The sequence below is a fragment of the Streptomyces sp. NBC_01288 genome, from assembly GCF_035982055.1.
Lineage (GTDB): Bacteria > Actinomycetota > Actinomycetes > Streptomycetales > Streptomycetaceae > Streptomyces.
Genome location: NZ_CP108427.1, coordinates 3,663,995 through 3,682,708, shown reverse-complemented (window position 1 = coordinate 3,682,708; position 18,714 = coordinate 3,663,995). Strand labels below are relative to the sequence as shown.

The following is an 18,714-nucleotide window of genomic DNA, read 5'->3' as shown; positions in this document are numbered from 1 at the left end:
TGCGCGAGCGCGGATAGTTATGATCACTAGCGCTGCGTGGGTATGAACCCGCTGGCTCCTGTATGGATTTGCTCTACCGATGTGCGCTGCGGATCCACCCCATGGATCCATTGCCCCCATAGTCCGACCCCCCCCTAGTCCCTGGGATCATTGGAGGTGAGCCGCCGTGGCACTCTCGATTTCGGCGGTGGTGCTGCTGGCGATCGTCGTCTTCCTTCTGGTCAGGAAATCAGGGCTGAAGGGCGGACACGCGGTCGTCTGTGTCCTCCTCGGGTTCTATCTGGCCTCCTCGACCATCGCGCCCACGATCAGCGATCTCACGACGAACATCGCGAGCATGATCGGCAGCATCAAGTTCTGACGGCTCGCCTTTAGGGTGGGTCCATGACGGAACTGCCCTCCCCCACCCTGCGGGCGGGGGGACCCCCATCTCGCTGCGCTCGTCGTCTGCTGCTGGTGCACGCGCACCCGGACGACGAGTCGATCAACAACGGCGCGACGATGGCCAAGTACGCGGCCGAGGGTGCCCACGTGACGCTGATCACGTGCACCCTCGGAGAGCGCGGCGAGGTCATCCCGCCCGCGCTGCGGCATCTGTCGGGCGCCGGACTGGCCGAGGAGCGGGAGCGCGAGCTCACCGCCGCCATGAAGGCGCTCGGGGTCACGGACCACGGCTTCCTGGGCGGCCCCGGCAGATACCGGGACTCCGGGATGATGGGCACCTCGGACAACGACGATCCCTCCTGCTTCTGGCGGGCCGACGTCGACGAGGCCGCCGGACATCTCGTCGAGATCATTAGTGAGGTGCGTCCGCAGGTTCTCGTCACCTACGACCCCGACGGCGGCTACGGCCACCCGGACCACATCCAGGCCCACCGCGTGGCCATGCGCGCGGCCGAACTCGCCGCGGACGCAGGGCAGTCGATCGCCAAGGTCTACTGGAACCGCGTCCCCCGGACCGTCGTGGAGGAAGGCTTCGCGCGGCTGGGTGACGCGCTGCCGGAGCTGCCCTTCGCCGCATCGGCCGCCGTGGACGACGTGCCGGGAGTCGTGGACGACGGGCGGATCACCGCCGCGGTCGACGGCACCGCGTACGCCGCCGCCAAGACCGCCGCGCTGCGCGCGCACGCCACGCAGATCGAAGTGGCCCCGGAACAGCCGTATTTCGTGCTCTCCAACCATCTCGCGCAGCCTGTATTCACCACCGAGTACTACGAGTTGGTGCACGGGGTACCCGGTGGGGCGCCCGAGACCGACCTCTTCGAAGGGCTGGGCCTGTGATGAGCGCCACCAACGGCGGGAGTCTGCTCGCGCAGCCGCTGCAACGGCCGTCCGCGTTGCGGGTGTCGGCCTACCTCGGACTCTTCGTGCTCGGCGCTGTCGTCGGGGCGGCGGGGGCGCTGGTGCAGGCCGCGTGGTTCCCGGGCGGCCTGCTGCTCGCGCTCGCGGGAGCGGCCGGGGCGTTCGTCGGCGGGGCGAGAGCGACCCAGGGCCGGGGCGGTGCCGTGGCGCCCGCCGCCGGCTGGATGGTCGCCGTCATCCTGCTCACCGCCAGCCGCCCGGAAGGAGACTTCCTCTTCGGCGCGGGAGTCGGTTCCTATCTGTTCCTGCTCGGCGGGATGGCCGTAGCTGTGATCTGTGCCACGTTGGGTTTGGGGCGGCAACCAACCAGCCCTGACGTCCGACTTGGCAAGTGACGTACCACTTCGCGGTGACGCGCGCGTGCGAGTCCGGTGTGGGTTTCCCCAGCGGCCGTGGGATACCGCCAAGAAGTGGCCAGTATGGTGGTGCGCGCCGCCGAGTCGCCCGTGGGTGTCGGGCGGCGGAGCCAACCGGGAGAACCTGCCTTGAGTCGTGAAACTGACACTCCGTCCTCCGGGCCCGACGGGCGCGGCGGAGCCGCTTACCCCTCGGGGACCCCGCCGTACGGGACGCCGGCGGCTTCCGACGACCGTACGGATACGGGGCGTTCGGCCGCGCAGCCGGAGGAACGCAAGACCGAGACGACGCTGACGACCCGGATCCGGATCAACATCCCCGGTTCGCGGCCCATTCCGCCTGTCGTCGTGCGCACGCCCGTCGCGGACACCGGGTCCGGCGACGGATCCACCACCGCCGAGGTACAGCTGCCGAGTTCCGCGCTGCCCACGGGCGGCGTCGCCGAGCCGTCCACCGAACTCGCGCTGCCCGGCGCCGAGGAGAAGACGAGCGACTGGTTCGCACCCCGCAAGTCCGGCCCCGCGAAGGGCGGTCAGGGCGGTGGCGGCACCAACGGCGCCGGGATTCCCGGTGGTTCGGCCGCTGGCACCCCGAGTGCGCCCGCTGCCGGAGCGCCCGGTGCCCCCGGTGCGGGCCGGCCGGGTGCCGGTCGTCCCGGCGGTGTGGTCGGCGGCATGAACGTGACGAGCGCCGCCCGTCAGGCCGGCGCGAACGGCGGCGGTACGAACGGCGCCGGAATCGGCGGCGCCACCGGCGCCGGACCCGTCGCCCCCGGGCACGGTGGCGGCACGGGTTCCTTCGACGTGACGGAAGCACTGGCGGCCGGCAACGGGCCGCGCCCGAACGGCGGCGGCCCCAACGGCGGCCCCGGCGAACCCCGCCGCGACGACCTGCCGTACTTCTCGGACAACGGACAGCAGGGCGGTTACCCCGGGCCCAACGCCCAGGGCGGCCAGGGTGGTTACCCCGAGCCCAACGGCCAGGGCGAGCTGGGCGGCTTCCCCGGGGGCAACGGCCCCGGCGGGCGAGCCGAACAGTTCCCCGGGCCGAACGGCCAGGGCATGGGCCCCGGAGGCCCGGGCGGTCCCGGTGGTCCGGGCGGCCCCAACGGTTTCAACGGCCCGAACGGGCGCGGCGGTCCGGGTGGTCCCGAGGGCCCCGCGGGCCCGACCGGTGGTCCGGTCACCGGCAACGGCCTGATGCTCCCGCCCGGCTCCATGGGCGGCGGAGCACCGGGCGCGCCCAGCGCGCTGAGCGGTTACGCCGACGGACCTGGACCGGGCGGCACGAACGGCGCCGGTGGGCCTGGCGGTCCCGGTGGATTCGCCGGACCGGGTGGTCCTGGTGGTCCCGGCGCCCCGGGTGCGTCCTCCGGCCGGCACGGCGGCGGTCGCGGCAGGGGCCCTGCCGGTCCTGGCGCAGGCCCCGGCGGTCCCGGCGCGGGTCCTGGCGGACCGGGCACTGTCCCTGGCGGTCCCGGCATGGGACCCGGTGGCCAGGGCATGGGCCCCGGCGGCGCGAGCCTCCCTGGCATGATCCCCGGCGGCGGTCTCAGCGACGACACCGCGATCCTCACCCCGCAGAAGCCGGCCCCCGAACCCGGTGGCCCCGGCTACGGTGCCCCCGCCGACCAGGTCTCCGGACACACCGTCACCAGCGGTATGCCGGTCATCCCGGGTGCGGGGAACTCGCCGTTCGGCCCGGGCACCCACCCGGACGGACCGCTCCCGCACACGCCCCCGAAGCAGCCCGAGCCCGGTGCGGCGCAGAGCGCGCCCGCCGCGGCCAAGAACACCGGCAAGAGCGCGAAGAAAAAGAAGAAGGGCCGCAGCAAACTGGTCCTGCTCTGCGTCGGTGTGATCGTCATCGGCGGCGGCGCCTACTGCGCGGGCCTGTTGATGAACCACACCGACGTGCCCAAGGGCACCACCGTGCTCGGCCTCGACATCGGCGGCGGCACCCGTGACGACGCCGTCAAGAAGCTCGACGACGCGTTCGGCGACCGCGTGAACAAGCCGCTGAAGCTGTCGGTCGGCGGCAAGACGGTCTCGCTCAAGCCGGACCAGGCGGGGCTCCAGTTCGACACCACGGCCACCGTCAGCTCGGCCGCCACCAGCGACTACAACCCGGTCTCCGTGATCGGCTCGCTCTTCGGCCAGCACCGGGTCGTCGCCCCGGTCATGCCGGTCGACGAGGAGAAGCTGCACGCGGCCCTCTCCGACCTCGGCGGCGGCTCCGGCTCCGGCGCGGTCACCGAGGGCACGATCCAGTTCACCTCCGGCAAGGCGGTCGCCGTCTACGGCAAGGCGGGCAAGGCGATCGACGCGGCCGCGTCCACCGACGCCGTCGAGGAGGCGTACCGGACCGAGGTGGAGACCGGGACGGCCACCGCGGTGACGGTCCCGACGACCACCAAGCAGCCGACGGTCTCGAACGCCGAGGTCGACCGCGAGATGAAGGCCTTCGCGAAGCCCGCGATGTCCGCCCTCGTCACGGTCAAGACGGACACCGGCGTCACCCTGCCGCTGAGCCCGAACAAATCCCTGTGGAAGTTCCTCAGGGTGAAGGCCGTCAACGGCAAGCTCACCGACAGCCCCGACCTGGCCGCCCTCAAGACGCTCTACGGCAGCACCTTCGACGGCGTGACGATCACCCGGGCCACCGGCCAGAAGACGGCCGTCACCCCGCAGGACGTCTACGGCGCCCTGCGGCAGGCCCTGATCAGCAAGACCGACCGGGTCGGGACCATCGTCACGAACCCCAGCTAGCGCACGACGACCGAACGAGGGGCACCCGGCACCGCGCCGAGTGCCCCTTCGTCGTAGGACATCCGCCCCGCCCTATGACATCTGTCATGCGGCACACCGGACCGCCGACACTGCCGGGCACCGGCCCCCGGCGGCCACGATGGGTGGCATGACGACAACAGCGGGGACCGCGACCACGGCGGTGGTCGGGTTCGATCAGGTGAGCAAGAGCTACGGCGAGGTCCGGGCCGTCGACGGGCTGTCGCTCGTGCTGCACCCGGGGGAGACGGTGGCCCTGCTGGGGCCGAACGGGGCCGGGAAGTCGACCACCCTGGATCTGCTGCTCGGGCTCAAGCAGGCCGACCGCGGCACGGTCAGCGTCTTCGGGACCAGCCCGCGGGAGGCCATCGTCGCCGGGCGGGTGGGCGCGATGCTGCAGAGCGGCGGGCTGATGGACGAGGTCACCGTCGGTGAACTGGTCCGGCTGGCCTGCGACTTGCACCCCAAGCCGTACAAGGTCGCGGACGTCATCGCCCGTGCGGGAATCGCGCAGATCGCCGACCGCAAGGTCAACAAGCTCTCCGGCGGCCAGGCCCAGCGGGTCCGCTTCGCCCTCGCGACCGCGGGCGACAGCGACCTGATCGTCCTCGACGAGCCGACCACCGGCATGGACGTCACCGCCCGTCAGGCCTTCTGGGCCACCATGCGCGAACAGGCCGACCAGGGCCGTACGGTCCTCTTCGCCACCCACTACCTCGAAGAGGCCGACGCCATCGCGGACCGCGTGCTGGTCCTGCACCGCGGCCGGCTGCTCGCGGACGGCACCGCCGCCGAGATCAAGGCGAAGGCCGGAGCGCGCAAGGTCGCCTTCGACCTGGAGGGCGAGATCGACGAGACCCCGCTGCGGTCCCTGCCGTTCCTCACCAGCATCGACATCTCCGGCTCCACGATCCGCATCCAGTCCACCGACGCCGACGCGACCGTCCACGCGCTCTACGGCCTCGGCGTCTACCCCCGCAACCTCGAAGTCGCCGGGCTCGGCCTGGAGCAGGCCTTCGTCGCCATCACCGCCGCCGAGGAGGCCAAGCAGTCATGAACAGCCTGATCAAACTGGAACTCACCCGCGCCCTGCGCAACCGCAAGTTCCTGTTCTTCTCGGTGATCTACCCGTCGGCCCTGTTCCTGCTGATCGCGGGCAGCGCCGGCGGCACGGACAAGATCGACGGCACGGGCCTGACGGTCGCCACCTACATGATGGTCTCGATGGCCTCCTTCGGCGCCCTGACCGCCGTCCTGATGGGCAACAGCGAGCGCATCGCGAAGGAGCGGGAGAGCGGCTGGGTACGGCAGTTGAGGCTCACCACGCTGCCGGGCCGCGGCTATGTCATCGCGAAGACGGCCAGCGCCGCGGTGGTCAGCCTGCCCTCCATCATCGTCGTCTTCATCGTCGCCGCGACCGTGAAGGACGTACGGCTGGACGCCTGGCAGTGGCTCGCGCTGACCGGCGCGATCTGGGCCGGGAGCCTGGTCTTCGCGGCGCTCGGGGTGGCCATCGGGTACATGGCGAGCGGGGACGCGGTCCGGCCGATCACGATGATCACGTACTTCGGACTGTCGATGCTGGGCGGCCTGTGGATGCCCGCGACGACGTTCCCGACCTGGTTGCAGGACATCGCGAAGTGGCTGCCCACCCACGCGTACGCTGCCCTCGGTCAGGCGATCGAGCAGAGTCAGTCGCCTCATGCCAAGGACGTCACCCTCCTCGTCGTCTACTTCGCCCTGTTCGCGGGCGGGGCGGCGTGGCTGTACCGGAAGGACACGCTGAAGGCGTGAGCGCGATGACCGAGGACCCGCTGCCGGAGAAGGCCAGGGTGGAGCGGCTGATCCGGATCGGACAGCCGCCCCGCGACCGGGGCGAGGTGCTGCGCAAACTGGTGTGGATCCTGCCCTGGCTGGTCTTCCTCGGCGCACCCGTGCAGGACCTGCTGGCCGACCACCACACCACCGCGGCCACGACGGCCGGCTGGGCGGGCCTGGTGGCCTTCACCGGGATCTACCTGGCGGTCGTCTTCCGCACCATGGGCCGCCCCTACTCCGGCTGGCTCGTCGGCGCCATGGTCGCCGTGCTGTGGGTACTGGCCGTCACGCTGGCCCTCAGCCTCGGCGACTCCTGGCTCGGCCTCTTCGTGTACGTCTCCGTCACCTGCGGGGTCACCCTCCCCCTGACCGCCGCGTACTGGACGATCCCGCTGACCACCGCCGCGATGATGCTGGCGGGCTGGTTCGTCGACGACCTGGACGACGCCTGGGGCCTGTTCCTGATCGTGCTGCTGGTGGGCTATTCGATGACAGGTGTACGGCAACTCGTGCGCACGACGGTCGAGTTGCGCAAGGCCCGCGCCACGGTCGCCCAACTGGCCGCGAACGAGGAGCGGTTGAGGCTCGCCCGCGACCTGCACGACCTGCTGGGCCACTCCTTGTCTTTGATCACCCTGAAGAGCGAACTGGCCGGCCGGATGCTCCCCGACCACCCCGACAAGGCGGCCCAGCAGGTCGCCGACATCGAACAGGTCAGCCGCCAGGCCCTGGTGGACGTCCGCGAGGCCGTCACCGGCTACCGCCGCCCCCGCCTGGCCGGCGAACTCGCGGGCGCGCAGGTCGCGTTGACTGCGGCGGGCGTCATCGCGGACCTCCCCGCGGAACCGGACCTGACCGCCGTGTCCAAGGAGAGCGAGTCGGCCCTGGCCTGGGCCCTGCGCGAGGCGATCACGAACGTCGTACGGCACAGCGGCGCCCAGCGCTGCGTGGTGGAACTGGTCCGGCGCCAGACCCTGGACGGCCCGATGCTCGAACTCTCCGTCGAGGACAACGGCTCGGGCGGCTCCGGCAAGGGCCCCGGCAACGGTCTGACCGGCCTCACCGAGCGCCTGGAGAAGGCCGGCGGTTCCCTGGAGGCGACCCGCCTCAAACACGGCTTCCGGCTGGTGGCGCGGGTGCCCGCCGACGCCCCGGCCACCTCGACGGACGTAGGATCGCCCGCATGAGCCGTACGATCAAGGTCCTCCTCGCCGAGGACCAGTCGATGGTCCGCGAGGCACTGGCCGCACTGCTCGGCCTGGAGGACGACATCGAGGTCGTCGCCCAAGTGGCCCGCGGCGACGAGGTGTTGGCGACGGCACGACAGCACACCGTGGACGTGGCCCTCCTCGACATCGAGATGCCGGGCTGCACGGGCATCGAGGCGGCGGCCCAACTCCACAAGGCGCTCCCCGAGGTGAAGCTGGTCGTCCTCACGACCTTCGGCCGCCCCGGCTACCTCCGCAGCGCGATGGAAGCGGGAGCGGACGCCTTCCTGGTGAAGGACGCCCCCGCGGCCCAACTCGCCGAAGCGGTACGGAAGGTCCTCGCGGGGGAGCGGGTCATCGACCCCACGTTGGCGGCAGCGGCCCTGGCGGAGGGGGCCAACCCGCTGACCGACCGCGAGCGCGAGGTGCTGCGGGCGGCGGCGGACGGTTCGACGAACGCGGAACTGGCCAAGGCCCTTCATCTGTCCCAGGGCACGGTCCGCAACTACCTGTCGACAGCGATCCAGAAACTGGCGGTGAGGAACAGGGCGGAAGCGGTACGGATCGCGAGAGAGAAGGGCTGGCTGTAAAACGCAGGCCAGCGCAGTTCCGCCAAGGGGCGCGGGACTGTGTCGATGTGCGGCTCCGCCGCGTGGGCGCGACCAGCCACGGCGCGCCTGCACTCGCAAGACGACCGAAGCTCAACGGCGCATAGGCGAACGTCAGTTCAACATGGCCCGAGCAGATTGCGCCTGCCCCCGCACCCGATCCGCAGCAGATTCATCCACGGCCGCCACCACCCCGGCGTAAGCCTCCAACTCAGCCGCGCCGGTCAAGAAATCCCCGCGCTGCACGAGCAGTTGAGCCCGCTCATACCGCAACCGAGCCGCATGAGACGGCGACACCAACGCCAACTCCACGGCCCACAGGGCGACATCCGACCGCTCAGGCCGAGCCGCAGCCCACGCCCGGATGTTGTTGAGCACCCGCACGACCACATCGAGGGGATCGGCGGGCGTCAGCATGGAAGGTTCCAGCGAACCCCCCGTCGCCCCCGCAACCAACACCTCCGCATCACCCCCGGACAACACCCGCCCCCCATCAAAGGGATCAACCAACACCTGCTCCTCGGCCGCCCCGAACCCCACCACGAAATGCCCCGGCAAGGCGACCCCGTACACCGGCGCCCCCGCCCGCCGAGCAACCTCCATCCACACCACGGACAACAGGATCGGCAACCCCCGCCGCCGCCGAAGCACCGCGTGCAGCAGCGAGGACTCCAACCGCTGATAGTCACCGGGCGAGCCCCGGAACTCGAAACGCTCGCCCAGGAGTTGACGCAACGCGCCCGCCCAGGCGGCCGGCCCGCCGGGGCGATACGGCACCTGCCCGGCCAGCCGATCCAGCTCCACCTGGACCGAGTCGATCCCGGCGTCGTCCAACCCCCCGTCCGCCGCGGCCCCCACCAGCAGACACAACGCCGCAAGATCGGGCCGCTCGGCCCGAGCCTCCTCGGCGAACAACTGCCGTACCGCAGCGGCCCGTTCAGCCGCCGGAGGCCGGGGTGCGGGCATGGCGAACTCGAACCCGAACCCGCTCACGACGAACCTTCGCGGTAGTGGTGGTAGGCGTGATGCGCGGAGAACCCCATCCCGGAGTACAGCGCCCGTGCCCCCACGTTCTCCGCCTCGACCTGCAACCACGCGGCCGAAGCCCCCTCCTCCAACGCCCGCGAGGCCAACGCGGCCATGACGACCGACCCGAGCCCCCGCCGCCGTAGCGCCGGATCGACCTCGACCGCGGCGAACCCGGCCCACCGCCCGTCGACGACACACCGCCCGATCGCGGCGGGAGCGGCATCCGTACCCTCGCCGGGCACGGTCGCGAACCACACCGAGGGTCCGCTCCCCAGCACCTTCAGGGCCACCTCGCTCACCCCCTTGCGCTGATAGCGGGCCAGCCATGCCTCGTCGGCCGACCGGGACAGCACGACTCCGGAGGCGTCGGCGCGGTCGGCGACAGGGGCCAGGCCCCCGACCCACAGTTCAGCCGTCACCTCACGGGTCCAGCCGCGCTCTTCCAGCTCGGCGCAGAGCAGCTCCTGCGTGCCCTCGGCGCCGGTCGCGGTCTGGACGTACGCGGGCAGACCCCGGTCGCCGTACCACCGTCGTACGACGGTCAGGGCCTCGTCGAGGGGCAGGCCGGGTTCGCCGAGGGGCAGCACGGAGTTGGCGCGGCGGGTGAATCCGGCGGCGGCGCGCAGCTCCCACGCGCCGAGCCGCTCGCTCTCCACCGGCCGCCACGCGCGCGAGGAGACGTGAGCCAACTCCGGGTAGCCGGCGGACGGTCCCCGACGGCGGGCCGGAGCGGGTGGGACGACCTTGCCCGCCACCAGCGAGGATTCCGAAATACGGACGGACTCGCCACCCTTCCGTGTGATCGTCAGCACACCGCTGTCCCATGATGTGAGAACACCCACCGTGTCGGTGAACTTCTCCGTCGTGTCTTCAGCACCTGTCAAGCGCCTGACGGACACCCGTTTGCCCACGTCAGCAGCGGTTATGCGGACCTCAAGACGTCCGGCCGCAGAGATTTCCACAGGTCAGTTCACCCCTCCTGTATGGATCACGCCCCGGAACGGAGATACTAGGTGCGGGCATGGACGACGCCGCGCTCCCGCGCGCCGGGCGGCGGAGCCTACGGAGGCCCGCCAGCGCCCTATCGAGGAGGAACGACAGCGTGACCTACGTCATCGCGCAGCCTTGTGTAGACGTCAAGGACAAGGCGTGCATCGAGGAGTGCCCGGTCGACTGCATTTACGAGGGCTCACGGTCCTTGTACATCCACCCGGACGAATGCGTCGACTGCGGAGCCTGTGAGCCGGTGTGCCCGGTCGAGGCGATCTTCTACGAGGACGACACTCCTGAGGAGTGGAAGGACTACTACAAGGCCAACGTCGAGTTCTTCGACGAGCTCGGCTCCCCCGGCGGCGCCAGCAAGCTGGGCCTGATCGAGCGCGACCACCCCTTCGTCGCCGCGCTGCCGCCGCAGAACCAGTAAGAGCGGCCCGCACAGACGCGCCGCCTCGGTCCCGTACGGCCTGATCACGCCCGATCAGCGCCCTACGGGGCCGAGGCGTTTGCCGTACGACGGTCTGACGACGGCTGTACGGGGCGCGCGTACGGGGCGCACGCACCAGAAAGTGAGTCAGTCATCGTGTCCGCAGTCACCGACCGCCTGCCCACCTTCCCCTGGGACAAGCTGGAGCCGTACAAGAAGACGGCCGCGGCGCACCCGGACGGCATCGTCGACCTGTCCGTCGGCACCCCGGTCGACCCGGTTCCCGACCTGATCCAGAAAGCGCTGATCGCCGCGGCCGACTCGCCCGGCTATCCGACGGTCTGGGGCACACCGGCACTGCGCGACGCGATCACCGGCTGGGTGGAGCGCCGCCTGGGCGCCCGCGACGTGACCCACCGCCACGTCCTGCCCATCGTCGGCTCCAAGGAACTCGTCGCCTGGCTCCCGACCCACCTGGGCCTGGGCCCCGGCGACCGCGTGGCCTACCCGCGCCTGGCGTACCCGACGTACGAGGTGGGCGCCCGCCTGGCCCGAGCCGAGTACGAGACCTACGACGACCCGACACAGCTGAACCCCGAGGGCCTGAAGCTCCTCTGGCTCAACTCCCCGTCGAACCCGACCGGCAGGGTCCTCCCGAAGGACGAGCTGACCCGGATCGTCGCCTGGGCCCGCGAGCACGGCATCCTGATCTTCTCCGACGAGTGCTACCTCGAACTCGGCTGGGAGGCCGACCCGGTCTCGGTCCTCCACCCGGACGTCAACGGCGGTTCCTACGACGGCATCGTCGCGGTCCACTCCCTCTCCAAGCGCTCGAACCTCGCCGGTTACCGCGCCGCCTTCCTCGCCGGCGACCCCGCGGTCCTCGCCCCGCTCCTGGAGATCCGCAAGCACGGCGGCATGATGACCTCGGCGCCCACTCAGGCAGCGGTGGTGGCGGCCCTGGGGGATGACACCCACGTCCAGGAACAGCGCGAGCGCTACCTGACCCGGCGCACGCTCCTGCGCGAAGCGCTCGTCTCGCACGGCTTCCGCATCGAACACAGCGAGGCGAGCCTCTACCTCTGGGCGACCAGGGGCGAGTCCTGCTGGGCCACGGTCGCCCACCTGGCCGACCTGGGCATCCTGGTGGCGCCGGGCGACTTCTACGGAGAAGCGGGCGAGAACTTCGTACGAGTGGCTCTGACAGCTACGGATGAACGAGTAAGGGCAGCTGTAAACAGGCTGAGCTGAAGGGTCTTTTGTCTTTAGGGGCGCGGGGCTGTGACATCAGCGGCTCCGCCGCGGGGCGCGACAAGCCCCCACCGGCCGGCAGTCGACGAACAACCGAAAAAAGGGGTCCAGGGAAACTCCCTGGACCCCTTCGACGCAGGGCGCTTAGCCGAGCGGCAGCCCCTTCAACGGCAGCTCCTGCGCGGTGGGCAGCCCACCCTTGGTCACCGCGTCCGTCGGCAACCCGCCACCCGCAGTCGCAGTCTTGGCCGTCTCACCGAGCAGACCCCCGGCCTGACCCGCCGTGTCCCCGGCAACATGCTGCGCGGCCGGAGCCACCGTCTTGGCAACCTTCCCGCCGGTCTTGCCTGCGGCCGGCACCGCCTTCTCCAGCGTCTGGCCACCGGACTTGCCGGCGACCCCCGTGACGTTCTGGCTCGCGCCGTCGACCGTGTTGCCGACGCTCGCCCCGTCCAGGGCGGTCAGCGCGCCCAGGTTCGGGGTGGCCGGCAGGGAGGGGGCCGCACTGGCGGAGCCGGCCGCACCGACCCCGGCTGCCGCTCCCGCTGCGACGAGCAGCGCGACACGGGCGATCCGGCGGGTCAGGGGGAGGGACATGATGCTCCTTGTGTTGATCTCCGGGCTCGGACGCAGTGACTACCGCTCGAAGCGCGCGAAGGTTGCGGAGCGGCAACGTAAAGAGTTCGCAATGCGTCGCATAATCAGCTACGGATAAAAACGGACAAAGAGCGCCTGGTCTGAAAGTCAGTCAAATACGTACAGCCCTTTGTTCTCAAGGGTTCCGGCGCAAGTGAGGGTGACGGCCCGACGACCGGAACGCACCCGGACCCGGAACGACCACCCGTAACCCCTACGGGTGACGACCCGTACGACTGCCCGCCTACTGCCTCGCGGCTACTTCTCCACACCCTGCTGCGAGGTCACTATCCGCACCCCGCCGGAGGCCTTCGCGGCGGTCGAGTGCCACGGGTCGTCCGCACTCCCGGCGGCCCACTCCCGGCCGGCGTACGACACGCGCTCGATGTGCAGCTCCGAGGAGTTGGCCACCGCCCAGTGCGCGAGCTGCCAACCGGTCTTCGTACTGCCGGACCGCACCGGCAGGGTCACCGTGCTGCTCCCGCCGGTCGCACTCGCGCTGGGGGAGGGCGTGGACTTGGCCTTCGCCTTGGACGTGCCCTTCGACCCCGAGCCGCTCCCGGTCACCTCCGCACCCGTCTCCTTCAGCACCGTGCGCCCGAAGTCCCGTACCAGCGCGGCCCGTACGGCGTCCGGGCCGACGGCCGTCTGCGTGGTGTCCGGGAGGCCCTGACAGGTGAGCGTGGCGGCGGCCTGCCCGGTGAGGGCGGCGGACAGCAGCGTCGCCTCGGGCTCGTGCTTGGCGTACGCCTCCGGGTAGCCGCTGCGCTGCACGCGCTGGGCGGCGACGGTGAGGGGGAGCTGCTGGTAGTCGTCCACCTTGGAGAGGTGCTCGTAGAAGACGCCCGCCGCGTACGTCGGGTCCAGGATCTCCTTCTTGGTGCCCCAGCCCTGCGAGGGCCGCTGCTGGAACAGGCCGAGCGAATCCAGGTCGCCGTGCTGGATGTTGACGAGCTGCGACTCCTGGAGGGCGGTCGCGAGCGCGATCGTCACGGCCCGCTCGGGCATCCCGCGCCCGGTGCCGACGGCGGCGATCGTCGCCGCGTTCATCGTCTGCTCCTGCGAGAACTCGTACGCCTGGCCGTCGTCCTTGCCGGAGACCACCTTGCAACCGGGCCCGCCCCGGCCGCCGGTGACGTACTGCACGACGAGATAACCCGCGACCGCGAGCAGCACCACGAGCGCCGAGGAGAACCGGAAGAGGCGGCCGCGTCGACGCTTCTTGGGGGTGGGGGACTGGAGCATCCCCACAAGGTAGCGGAGGCTCCTGTTACCGCTGCGCCGGGTGTGGACAAACGGTGGAGAGGCCCTTCGGGTTAGGGTCGACGCCATGGCCGACACCGCACTTGACCTCACGCTGGACGCCGCACGGCTCACCGCGCAGCTCGTCGACTTCCCCTCGGAGAGCGGCAGCGAGAAGCCCCTCGCGGACGCGATCGAGACCGCGCTGCGCACCCTGCCGCACCTGACGGTCGACCGGTACGGCAACAACGTCGTCGCCCGCACGAACCTCGGCCGTACGGAACGTGTCGTCCTGGCCGGCCACATCGACACAGTCCCGATCGCCGACAACGTTCCCTCGCGCCTCGACGAGAACGGCGTCCTGTGGGGCTGCGGCACCTGCGACATGAAGTCCGGGGTGGCGGTCCAACTCCGCATCGCGGCAACGGTGTTGGCCCCGAATCGCGACCTGACGTTCGTCTTCTACGACAACGAGGAGGTCGCCGCCCACCTCAACGGCCTCAAGCACGTCTCGGAGGCCCGTCCGGACTGGCTGGAGGGTGACTTCGCGGTCCTCCTGGAGCCGACGGACGGTCAGGTCGAGGGCGGCTGCCAGGGCACGCTCCGGGTGTTCCTGAAGTTCAAGGGTGAACGAGCGCACTCCGCGCGCGCGTGGATGGGCTCCAACGCGATCCACGCGGCCTCCAGGGCGCTGGCCAAGCTCGCCGCGTACGAGCCCCGCACGCCGGTCGTGGACGGCCTTCAGTTCCACGAGGGTCTCAACGCGGTACGTGTCGAAGGGGGAGTGGCCACCAACGTCATCCCCGACGCGTGCACCCTGGTTGTCAACTTCCGCTATGCGCCCGACCGCAGCGAGGAGGAGGCGGAGGCCTTCGTACGCGACTACTTCGCGGACTGCGGGGTCGACGAGTTCGTCGTCGACGACCACACCGGAGGGGCCCGCCCCGGCCTGACCCACCCGGCCGCCGCGGCCTTCATGGCGGCCGTCGGCGGCGAGGCCCGCCCCAAGTTCGGCTGGACCGACGTGGCCCGCTTCAGCGCGCTGGGCGTCCCCGCGGTGAACTACGGCCCGGGTGCCCAACTCCTCGCCCACAAGGTCGACGAGCGGGTCGAGGCGGCCCTGATCCCCGAGGCGGAGCGGCGGCTGCGGGACTGGCTCACCGCCTGACATCCGTATGTCCCCCCTCCGTAACCCGCGTAGACCTACGCTGAAGTACGAAACACCTGCAAGTGGAGGGAGCGCACATGGCTACAGGCAACCCCGAGGGCAAGCAGCGGCCACCGGAGGAGCAGCGCCTGGGACCGGTCCTCCGGCGGCGCGATCAGGTGACCGCGAGCACGACCGACCAGCGCCTCCTGGACGCGGGCGGCCCCTCGGACTGGGTCCACACCGACCCGTGGCGCGTCCTGCGGATCCAGTCGGAGTTCATCGAGGGCTTCGGCACCCTGGCCGAACTGCCGCCCGCGATCAGCGTGTTCGGCTCGGCCCGCACCAAGCCGGACTCACCGGAGTACGAGGCGGGCGTACGGCTCGGACACGCCCTCGTGGAGGCCGGGTGGGCCGTGATCACCGGCGGCGGCCCCGGGGCCATGGAGGCGGCCAACAAGGGCGCCCTGGAGGCCAAGGGCATCTCCGTCGGCCTCGGCATCGAGCTGCCCTTCGAGCAAGGGCTCAACGCCTACGTCGACATCGGGCTGAACTTCCGTTACTTCTTCGTCCGCAAGATGATGTTCGTCAAGTACGCCCAGGGCTTCGTGGTTCTTCCCGGCGGCCTCGGCACCCTCGACGAACTCTTCGAGGCCCTCACCCTGGTCCAGACCCAGAAGGTCACCCGCTTCCCGATCGTCCTCTTCGGAAGCGAGTACTGGGGCGGCCTCGTCGACTGGCTGAAGAACACGCTCATCGCCCAGGGCAAGGCATCGGAGAAGGACCTCCTCCTGTTCCACGTGACGGACGACGTGGACGAGGCGGTCGCGCTGGTATCGAAGGAAGCGGGCCGGTAGCTCCGGCCACTGTCGGTCTGTGGACTTTTGAGCGCAGGTCGGCACCATCCAGCCCGTCCGGCGTTTGAGGACGAGGCCGTCCAGACCGAAGCGGGGGTCTGGGGGCGGCAGCCCCCAGGGATGGGACGGGTAGGGGCGGCGGGGGCGAAAAAACTTACGCCAGCCCCCGCCTCCCCACCGCCGGAGGCCGATGCCCCGCGATCGACGCCACCATGTCCAACACCTGCCGAGTCTCAGCGACTTCGTGCACCCGATACACCTGCGCCCCCAGCCACGCTGACACGGTAGTGGTCGCGAGCGTCCCGACCACCCGCTCCTTGACCGGCTTGTCGAGCGTCTCGCCCACGAAGTCCTTGTTGGACAACGACACCAGCACGGGCCACCCCGTCCCGACCATCTCGCCGAGCCGCCGCGTCGCCTCCAGACTGTGCCGCGTGTTCTTCCCGAAGTCATGCCCGGGATCGATCAACACCGACTCCCGGGGCACGCCCAGCTCTACGGCCCGCTCGGCGAGCCCCAGGGTCACGCGCAGGATGTCGGCCATGACGTCGTCGTAGGTCACCCGGTGCGGCCGGGTACGCGGCTCCGCGCCACCCGCGTGCGTGCACACCAACCCCACCCCGTACCGCGCGGCGACCTCCGCGAGCCGGGGATCGACACCGCCCCACGCGTCGTTCAGGAGATCCGCGCCGACCTCGCAGACGGCCTCGCCGACCTCGTGCCGCCAGGTGTCGACGCTGATGATGACGTCCGGGAAGCGCCGCCGCACCTCGGCCACGAAGCCGACCGTGCGCCGCGCCTCCTCGTCGGCGGTCACTTCCTCGCCGGGGCCGGCCTTGACGCCGCCGATGTCGATGATGGCGGCGCCTTCGGCCACCGCCTGCTCCACGCGCGCGAGGGCGGGCTCGTCGCGGAACGTGGCCCCCTGGTCGTAGAAGGAGTCCGGGGTCCGGTTCACGATCGCCATGATCACCGGCTCGTGCGTGTCGAATTCACGCCTGCCCAGCCTGAGCATCCCCTGTGACCTCTCCTAGTACGTACCGGTCTTCAGCCGCCTGTGACCCTAACTGTCAGCGTCGCATGGCACGATCGGACCCTGACACATTCGGCTTCGGCACGTCCGACATCGACGCCCGTGGAGACCCCAGAGATGTTCATGTTCCTGTTCCTGGTCGTCGCGCTCGCCGTCGTGGTCGGCGCCGTGACCCTCTCGGTGATCGGCGGCGGCGACAGCGCCCCGCTGCCGGACGCCACGCCCGAGCGTCTCGACGACCCGCTGCCCCCCGACCGGCCGGTGAACCACGCCGACATCGAGACCCTCCGCTTCCCGCTCGCCGCGCGGGGCTACCGCATGGCCGAGGTGGACGACGCGCTGGGCCGTATCGCCGCCGAACTCGCCGAGCGCGACGCCCGGATCGCCGACCTGGAGTCCGCGCTCGCCGGCGCGCAGGCCAGCGCCCACGTCTCCATGCAGAAGCCGGTCGAAGGCGACCAGCAGTGAGCGAGGGCGGGGCCGTCGCCGGTCCGGACGGCGCCCTGCGCTGCCCCTGGGCGCTGTCCACGGAGGACTACGTCGCGTACCACGACGAGGAGTGGGGCCGCCCGGTCCACGGCGACGACGCCCTCTACGAGCGGCTCAGCCTGGAGGCCTTCCAGTCCGGCCTCTCCTGGATCACGATCCTGCGCCGCCGCGAGGGCTTCCGGGCCGCGTTCGACGGCTTCCGGATCTCCAAGGTCGCCGCCTTCACGGACACCGACCGCGAACGCCTCCTCGCCGACGTCGGCATCATCCGCAACCGCCTCAAGGTCGACGCGACGATCGCCAACGCGCGCGTGCTGGCGGACTGGGCCCCGGGCGAGCTCGACGACTTCATCTGGTCCCACGCCCCGAAGCCGGGCCCGGCCCCGAAGGCACTCGGGGACGTCCCGGCGGTCACGACCGAGTCGACGGCCTTGTCGAAGGCGCTGAAGAAGCGGGGCCTGAAGTTCGTCGGGCCGACGACGGCGTACGCGCTGATGCAGGCGTGCGGGTTGGTGAACGACCACCTGAAGACATGCGTCGCCAGAAACGCCTCCTAGCAGGCGCCTACCGACCCAAGTACTTCGGCTTCTCCTTGTTGACGAAGGCCTGCACAGCGATCGCGTGGTCCTCCGACGCGCCCGCCCGAGACTGAAGTTCGTCTTCTTTCTCCAGCGTCTCCTCAAAGGTGTGCGTCAGGCCGTAGGCGACCGCCTCCTTGAGCGCCGCGTAAGCCACCGTCGGCCCGTCCGCCAGCTGCCGGGCCACCTTCTCGGCCTCGGCGTGCAGCTCGCCGACGGGCACGAGACGGTTGGCGATCCCCAGGTCGTACGCGTCCTGCGCGGTGATCGTCCGCGGAAACAGCAGCAGGTCGGACGCGCGACCGGGGCCGACCACCCGGGGCAACGTCCAGGAGATGCCGGAGTCCGCCGTCAGGGCGACACCGGCGAAGGACGTGTTGAAGCCGGCCGTGTCCGCCACGACCCGGTAGTCCGCGGCCAGCGCGAGCCCGAAACCGGCGCCCGCGGCGACCCCGTTGACCCCGGCGACCACGGGCTTCGCCATGCCGGCGATCGCCCGCACGATGGGGTTGTAGTGCTCCTTCACCGTGGTCATCGTGGCCCCGGTCCCGGCCTCCCGGTCGGAGGCCAGCAGTGTGATGTGCTCCTTGAGGTCCTGGCCCACGCAGAACGCCCGCTCGCCGGCCGCGGTCAGCAGCACGGCCCGTACCGCGTCGTCGTCCGCCGCGGCCCGTACCGCGTCCCGGAGGGCGACTTTGGTCGCGATGTTCAGCGCGTTCATCGCCTCGGGGCGGTTCAGCGTGATCGTCGCGAGTCCGTCGCTCACCTCGTAGAGCACGGTGTCGGCCATGGCGTATCCCCTCGGGTGTCGCGGCTCCGGCGTACCGGTCGGTACGCCGTACGTCCGTAGGACAGCATGGCGGAGATCACCGTCCGCGCACCGGACCGGA

At 70.8% G+C, this 18,714-nt stretch carries 20 protein-coding genes; 14 read left to right on the top strand and 6 right to left on the bottom strand.

Translation table 11 applies throughout. The features are described from left to right. Window positions 1-166 precede the first annotated feature (166 nt). The 8 genes from OG194_RS15905 to OG194_RS15870 all read left to right on the top strand — a co-directional run bounded on the left by OG194_RS15905 (window position 167) and on the right by OG194_RS15870 (window position 8,121). Window positions 167-361: a hypothetical protein gene (locus OG194_RS15905; RefSeq protein ID WP_327401497.1), complete on the top strand. Its 195-nt coding sequence runs from the start codon at window positions 167-169 to the stop codon at window positions 359-361. Between the two features lie 23 nt (window positions 362-384). Then, on the top strand, window positions 385-1,281 hold the full coding sequence (mshB, locus tag OG194_RS15900; RefSeq protein WP_327401496.1) for an N-acetyl-1-D-myo-inositol-2-amino-2-deoxy-alpha-D-glucopyranoside deacetylase: 897 nt from the start codon (window positions 385-387) through the stop codon (window positions 1,279-1,281). Beyond that, window positions 1,281-1,697, top strand: coding sequence for a DUF6113 family protein (locus tag OG194_RS15895; RefSeq protein ID WP_327401495.1), 417 nt, complete (start codon window positions 1,281-1,283; stop codon window positions 1,695-1,697). The genes mshB and OG194_RS15895 overlap by 1 nt, the downstream gene beginning before the upstream one ends. Before the next feature lie 150 nt (window positions 1,698-1,847). After that, window positions 1,848-4,487 carry a hypothetical protein gene (locus tag OG194_RS15890; protein ID WP_327401494.1) on the top strand — a complete coding sequence of 880 codons (2,640 nt, stop codon included), beginning with the start codon at window positions 1,848-1,850 and terminating at the stop codon, window positions 4,485-4,487. Window positions 4,488-4,635: 148 nt separating this feature from the next. Further along, window positions 4,636-5,562, top strand: a complete 927-nt coding sequence (locus tag OG194_RS15885; RefSeq protein WP_327401493.1) for an ABC transporter ATP-binding protein — start codon at window positions 4,636-4,638, stop codon at window positions 5,560-5,562. Next, a complete protein-coding gene (locus tag OG194_RS15880; RefSeq protein ID WP_327401492.1) occupies window positions 5,559-6,299 on the top strand; it encodes an ABC transporter permease in 741 nt (246 codons plus the stop codon). The genes OG194_RS15885 and OG194_RS15880 overlap by 4 nt, the downstream gene beginning before the upstream one ends. After that, window positions 6,296-7,510, top strand: a complete 1,215-nt coding sequence (locus OG194_RS15875; RefSeq protein ID WP_442811566.1) for a sensor histidine kinase — start codon at window positions 6,296-6,298, stop codon at window positions 7,508-7,510. The genes OG194_RS15880 and OG194_RS15875 overlap by 4 nt, the downstream gene beginning before the upstream one ends. Continuing rightward, window positions 7,507-8,121, top strand: a complete 615-nt coding sequence (locus OG194_RS15870) for a response regulator transcription factor (RefSeq protein ID WP_327401491.1) — start codon at window positions 7,507-7,509, stop codon at window positions 8,119-8,121. The genes OG194_RS15875 and OG194_RS15870 overlap by 4 nt, the downstream gene beginning before the upstream one ends. Before the next feature lie 132 nt (window positions 8,122-8,253). Here the strand turns inward: OG194_RS15870 and OG194_RS15865 are convergent, their stop codons facing one another. Both OG194_RS15865 and OG194_RS15860 read right to left on the bottom strand, forming a co-directional pair. Then, window positions 8,254-9,105 (bottom strand): transglutaminase-like domain-containing protein, encoded by an 852-nt coding sequence (locus OG194_RS15865; protein WP_327407091.1) that lies wholly within the window; start codon window positions 9,103-9,105, stop codon window positions 8,254-8,256. Window positions 9,106-9,128: 23 nt separating this feature from the next. Next, on the bottom strand, window positions 9,129-10,130 hold the full coding sequence (locus tag OG194_RS15860) for a GNAT family N-acetyltransferase (protein WP_327401490.1): 1,002 nt from the start codon (window positions 10,128-10,130) through the stop codon (window positions 9,129-9,131). A gap of 140 nt (window positions 10,131-10,270) precedes the next feature. On the opposite strand from OG194_RS15860, the gene fdxA reads away from it, so the two are divergent. Together fdxA and OG194_RS15850 are read left to right on the top strand one after the other, a co-directional pair. After that, window positions 10,271-10,591 (top strand): ferredoxin, encoded by a 321-nt coding sequence (fdxA, locus tag OG194_RS15855; RefSeq protein ID WP_019058397.1) that lies wholly within the window; start codon window positions 10,271-10,273, stop codon window positions 10,589-10,591. Window positions 10,592-10,747: 156 nt separating this feature from the next. Continuing rightward, window positions 10,748-11,842 (top strand): bifunctional succinyldiaminopimelate transaminase/glutamate-prephenate aminotransferase, encoded by a 1,095-nt coding sequence (locus OG194_RS15850; protein WP_327401489.1) that lies wholly within the window; start codon window positions 10,748-10,750, stop codon window positions 11,840-11,842. A gap of 144 nt (window positions 11,843-11,986) precedes the next feature. Here OG194_RS15850 and OG194_RS15845 read toward each other — a convergent pair whose 3' ends face one another. Beyond that, on the bottom strand, window positions 11,987-12,439 hold the full coding sequence (locus OG194_RS15845) for an ATP-binding protein (RefSeq protein WP_327401488.1): 453 nt from the start codon (window positions 12,437-12,439) through the stop codon (window positions 11,987-11,989). A gap of 297 nt (window positions 12,440-12,736) precedes the next feature. Next, on the bottom strand, window positions 12,737-13,723 hold the full coding sequence (locus OG194_RS15840) for a heavy metal transporter (RefSeq protein WP_327401487.1): 987 nt from the start codon (window positions 13,721-13,723) through the stop codon (window positions 12,737-12,739). A gap of 85 nt (window positions 13,724-13,808) precedes the next feature. Here OG194_RS15840 and dapE point away from each other — a divergent pair, with 85 nt between their 5' ends. After that, window positions 13,809-14,888, top strand: a complete 1,080-nt coding sequence (gene dapE, locus OG194_RS15835) for a succinyl-diaminopimelate desuccinylase (RefSeq protein ID WP_327401486.1) — start codon at window positions 13,809-13,811, stop codon at window positions 14,886-14,888. Window positions 14,889-14,965: 77 nt separating this feature from the next. Further along, window positions 14,966-15,724: a TIGR00730 family Rossman fold protein gene (locus tag OG194_RS15830; protein ID WP_327401485.1), complete on the top strand. Its 759-nt coding sequence runs from the start codon at window positions 14,966-14,968 to the stop codon at window positions 15,722-15,724. A gap of 154 nt (window positions 15,725-15,878) precedes the next feature. On the opposite strand, the gene folP is transcribed toward OG194_RS15830, so the two are convergent. Further along, window positions 15,879-16,739, bottom strand: a complete 861-nt coding sequence (folP, locus tag OG194_RS15825) for a dihydropteroate synthase (RefSeq protein ID WP_327401484.1) — start codon at window positions 16,737-16,739, stop codon at window positions 15,879-15,881. 135 nt (window positions 16,740-16,874) lie between these two features. Between folP and OG194_RS15820 the strand changes: the two genes are divergently transcribed. After that, a complete protein-coding gene (locus tag OG194_RS15820; RefSeq protein WP_327407090.1) occupies window positions 16,875-17,225 on the top strand; it encodes a DivIVA domain-containing protein in 351 nt (116 codons plus the stop codon). After that, window positions 17,222-17,803 carry a DNA-3-methyladenine glycosylase I gene (locus tag OG194_RS15815; protein WP_327401483.1) on the top strand — a complete coding sequence of 194 codons (582 nt, stop codon included), beginning with the start codon at window positions 17,222-17,224 and terminating at the stop codon, window positions 17,801-17,803. The genes OG194_RS15820 and OG194_RS15815 overlap by 4 nt, the downstream gene beginning before the upstream one ends. 7 nt (window positions 17,804-17,810) lie before the next feature. Here OG194_RS15815 and OG194_RS15810 read toward each other — a convergent pair whose 3' ends face one another. Continuing rightward, window positions 17,811-18,614, bottom strand: coding sequence for an enoyl-CoA hydratase/isomerase family protein (locus tag OG194_RS15810; RefSeq protein WP_327401482.1), 804 nt, complete (start codon window positions 18,612-18,614; stop codon window positions 17,811-17,813). Window positions 18,615-18,714: the final 100 nt, after the last annotated feature.

Bases quoted from the DNA above. Each gene is read 5' to 3' on its own strand.
- mshB (WP_327401496.1), top strand. From the start codon at position 385: ATGACGGAACTGCCCTCCCCCACCCTGCGGGCGGGGGGACCCCCATCT.
- OG194_RS15895 (WP_327401495.1), top strand. From the start codon at position 1,281: ATGAGCGCCACCAACGGCGGGAGTCTGCTCGCGCAGCCGCTGCAACGG.
- OG194_RS15885 (WP_327401493.1), top strand. From the start codon at position 4,636: ATGACGACAACAGCGGGGACCGCGACCACGGCGGTGGTCGGGTTCGAT.
- OG194_RS15880 (WP_327401492.1), top strand. From the start codon at position 5,559: ATGAACAGCCTGATCAAACTGGAACTCACCCGCGCCCTGCGCAACCGC.
- OG194_RS15870 (WP_327401491.1), top strand. From the start codon at position 7,507: ATGAGCCGTACGATCAAGGTCCTCCTCGCCGAGGACCAGTCGATGGTC.
- OG194_RS15865 (WP_327407091.1), bottom strand. From the start codon at position 9,105: ATGCCCGCACCCCGGCCTCCGGCGGCTGAACGGGCCGCTGCGGTACGG.
- OG194_RS15845 (WP_327401488.1), bottom strand. From the start codon at position 12,439: ATGTCCCTCCCCCTGACCCGCCGGATCGCCCGTGTCGCGCTGCTCGTC.
- OG194_RS15840 (WP_327401487.1), bottom strand. From the start codon at position 13,723: ATGCTCCAGTCCCCCACCCCCAAGAAGCGTCGACGCGGCCGCCTCTTC.
- dapE (WP_327401486.1), top strand. From the start codon at position 13,809: ATGGCCGACACCGCACTTGACCTCACGCTGGACGCCGCACGGCTCACC.
- OG194_RS15830 (WP_327401485.1), top strand. From the start codon at position 14,966: ATGGCTACAGGCAACCCCGAGGGCAAGCAGCGGCCACCGGAGGAGCAG.
- folP (WP_327401484.1), bottom strand. From the start codon at position 16,739: ATGCTCAGGCTGGGCAGGCGTGAATTCGACACGCACGAGCCGGTGATC.
- OG194_RS15820 (WP_327407090.1), top strand. From the start codon at position 16,875: ATGTTCATGTTCCTGTTCCTGGTCGTCGCGCTCGCCGTCGTGGTCGGC.
- OG194_RS15810 (WP_327401482.1), bottom strand. From the start codon at position 18,614: ATGGCCGACACCGTGCTCTACGAGGTGAGCGACGGACTCGCGACGATC.